Genomic DNA, 3,324 nt, shown 5'->3' on the forward strand with positions numbered 1-3,324 from the left:
ATCGAGAACGGCATGGCCGGCTTCGACCACGGCAAGAAGCTGAACAAGATGGGCTCGCACGGTCACGACACCGCCGAGCTGTCGTTCACCGACGTGTTCGTGCCCGAGGAGAACCTCATCAGCGGCACCGAGGGCCAGGGCTTCGTCCAGCTGATGATGAACCTGCCGCTCGAGCGTCTGTCGATCGGCATCGCCGCGGCATCCGCTTCGCAGGCTGCGCTGGCGTGGACGGTGGAGTACACCAAGAGCCGCGAGGCCTTCGGTGAGCGCATCATCGACTTCCAGAACACCCGCTTCAAGCTCGCCGACGTCGCCACGACGGTGGACGTCATGTGGGCCTACCTCGACAAGGCGCTCATGGCCTACAAAGAGGGCAAGCTCACGGGCGAAGAGGCCGCGAAGGTGAAGTTCTGGACCACCGACCGCGAGTGGGAGATCCTCGACACCTGCGTGCAGCTGCACGGCGGCTACGGGTACATCACCGAGTACCCCATCGCCCGGGCCTTCCTCGACGCGCGCGTGCACCGGATCTACGGCGGCACGAACGAGATCATGCGCGACATCGTCAGCCGCAAGATCGCCGGCAAGCGCTGACGCGCACCTGACGCACCGGATGCCGCGGTCCCTCCGGGGGTCGCGGCATCCGTCGTCTCCGCCCGCCGCCGCATCCCCGCCAGCCGCCGCATCCGCCCGTCGAGACATCACGTTTCGGATGAGACACCACGCATTGCGTGGTGTCCCATCCGAGAAGTGGTTTCTCAGGCGCTCCAGGGCGCCAACACGACGAGCAGCGCGGCCGTGACGACCCAGAAGACCACGACGAACACGGTGTCGCGCACCCGCCAGGGCACGAGGTGCCGCTCGGTGCGGTCGGGGTAGGCGCCGAAGGCGCGGGAGTCCATCGCCAGCGCCACCCGCTCGGCGTGGCGGATCGCCCCGGCCAGCAGCGGCACGAGGTATCCGCCGCCCCGCGCGACCGCCGCGAACGGTCCGCGACCGCCGTACGAGCCGCGCACCCGGTGCGCCTGACGGATGACGTCGAGCTCGTAGCGGAACCGCGGCACGAATCGGAAAGCCGCCAGCGCCGTGTACCCCACGCGGTACGGCACCCGCAGCTGCTGCACGAGGGTCCGCACCAGGTCGGGGCCGGTGGTGGTCAGGCCCGCCATCAGCGCCAGCGCGACGATCGCACCGAGCCGCAGCGCGGTGGCCATGCCGATCTGCAGGGCCCCGGAGTAGAGCGTCCACCCGCCCACCTGCAGCACCGGTGCGGTGCCGTCGACGCGCGCGGCATCCACCCACACGCTCATCCCGAACCCCACCAGCAGCACGCCGAGCGGCACGGCGGCGACCAGCACCGCCGCCAGGCGCCACGTCCACCGCGAGCCGACGATGACGACGAGGTAGGCCAGCACGAGGAACACCAGCGGCGTCGTGAGGTCGCGCGCGAAGACGAGCGCGGCCATCGCGGGCAGGGGAGCTGCGAACTTCGCCAGCGGGTTGAGTCCGTAGAGGAACCGCCCCGCCGGCGCCGGCCGGGCCTCGGCGTAGGGATCGGCGACGGCGGTCACGCGCCGCCTCCGGGAAGGTCGGCCAGGCGCACGACGGACTGCAGGCGCGGATGCCGCGTCGCACCGCGCAGGGCTTCGCGCAGCGGCGGCAGGCGCAGCCCTGCCCGCGCAAGCAGCGCGTCGTCGGCGAAGACCTCGGCCGTCGCGGCGTCGGCCAGCACCCGGCCGTCGCCGAGCACCACCGTGCGGTCGGCGTACTCGGTGACCAGCTGCATGTCGTGGGTCACGACGATGATCGTGGTGCCCTGGCGGTTGAGGTCGCGCAGCAGCGTCAGCAGCTCGTCGGCGCGGGCGCGGTCCTGGCCGAACGTGGGTTCGTCCAGCACCAGCACGGGCGCTCCGGCGACGAGGGCCGTCCCCACCGACAGCCGCCGCTTCTGGCCGCCCGACAGCAGGAACGGGTGCACGTCGGCCTTGTCCGCGAGCCCGAAGCGCTGCAGCAGCTCGTCGGTGCGCGCGCGTACCTGCGGCTCGGGCAGCTTCTGCAGCCGCAGCCCGTGGGCCAACTCGTCGAACACGGTGCCGGCGATGAACTGGTGCTCGGGATTCTGGAACACGAACCCGATGCGGCGGTGGAGCGTCCGCGCGTCGGCCCGGCCGGGGTCGATGCCCCCGAGGTCGACCTGACCGCGGGGCGGGCGCACCACGCCGGCGAGGGCCTGCACGAGGGTCGTCTTGCCGGCGCCGTTGGCGCCGACGACGGCGACGAACTCCCCGGCGCGCACCTCGAGGCGCACGTCGTGCAGCACCTCCCGGCGACCGCGCGTCACGGTGAGCCCCCGCGCCTGCACGACCGGTGCGGTGGTGCGACGTGCGTGGACGGATGCCGGTGCGGCGTCGTCGGCCGTGCCGGTCGCCGTGAGCGGCGGCGCCTCGGCCTGCAGTGCGTCGCGCAGTTCACCCGGCGACAGCGGCAGCGGGTCGAGCGCGTACCCGGCGCGGCGCAGCCGCAGCGCCGCCAGGGTCGCGGTCGGCAGCCACACGCCCATGTCGTGGAGTTCCGCGGCTCGCCCCCGCAGCACCTCGCCGACGGGCCCGTCCATCACGGTGCGACCCCCGGCGTCGAGGACGACCACGCGGTCGACGAGGCTGATCGCGGCATCCAGGTTGTGCTCGATCAAGACGATCGCCCGGTCGCCCGTCGCGGCGACGTCCCCCAGCGCCCGGTAGAACTCCTCGATGCCCTGGGGGTCGAGGTTGGCGGTCGGCTCGTCGAGCACCAGCAGCTCGGACTGCAGCGCCAGCGCGCAGGCGATCGCCAGGCGCTGGCGGCCGCCGCCGGAGAGGTGGTCGGGGTTCTCGGCCCGGCGCTCCCACAGCCCCACCCGGCGCAGCGCCGACTCGGCGCGGGACAGCACCTCGGGGGCGGGTACCCGCAGGTTCTCGGGCCCGAAGGCTACTTCGTCCAGAAGCGTCCCCGTCACCAGCTGGGCGTCGGGATCCTGGAAGACCATGCCCACGCGGCTCGCGAGGCGGGCGACGGGGGTGGTGGCGGCATCCTGGCCGGCCACGCGCACGCTCCCGGTCACCGCGGCGGGCACCGCCTGCGGGATCAATCCGTTCAGCGTCAGCGCGAGGGTCGACTTGCCGGACCCGCTCGGCCCGAGCAGCAGCACCACCTCGCCTGGGTCGACCGACAGGCTCGCCGAGATCGGCGCCGACGAGGCTGCGCCCTCGTAGCGCACGCCGAGGTCGCGCACCCGCAGCAGCGGCGGCGCCTGGTCGGGCAGCGCCGCCGGGGTGGACGCGGCGG

General features: G+C 73.1%; 3 protein-coding genes. 1 reads left to right on the forward strand and 2 read right to left on the reverse strand.

What is annotated here, in order from left to right:
- On the forward strand, window positions 1-594 hold a 594-nt coding region (locus tag NQ160_RS21035; protein WP_257517028.1), incomplete at its 5' end, for an acyl-CoA dehydrogenase family protein.
- Window positions 595-758: 164 nt separating this feature from the next.
- On the opposite strand, the gene NQ160_RS21040 is transcribed toward NQ160_RS21035, so the two are convergent.
- Window positions 759-1,571 carry an energy-coupling factor transporter transmembrane component T gene (locus tag NQ160_RS21040; protein WP_257517029.1) on the reverse strand — a complete coding sequence of 271 codons (813 nt, stop codon included), beginning with the start codon at window positions 1,569-1,571 and terminating at the stop codon, window positions 759-761.
- Complete coding sequence (locus tag NQ160_RS21045; protein ID WP_257517030.1) at window positions 1,568-3,301, reverse strand: ABC transporter ATP-binding protein; 1,734 nt, start codon at window positions 3,299-3,301, stop codon at window positions 1,568-1,570. Before NQ160_RS21045 ends, NQ160_RS21040 begins: the two co-directional genes overlap by 4 nt.
- Window positions 3,302-3,324: the final 23 nt, after the last annotated feature.

It is taken from the genome of Microbacterium sp. zg.Y909, from assembly GCF_024626565.1.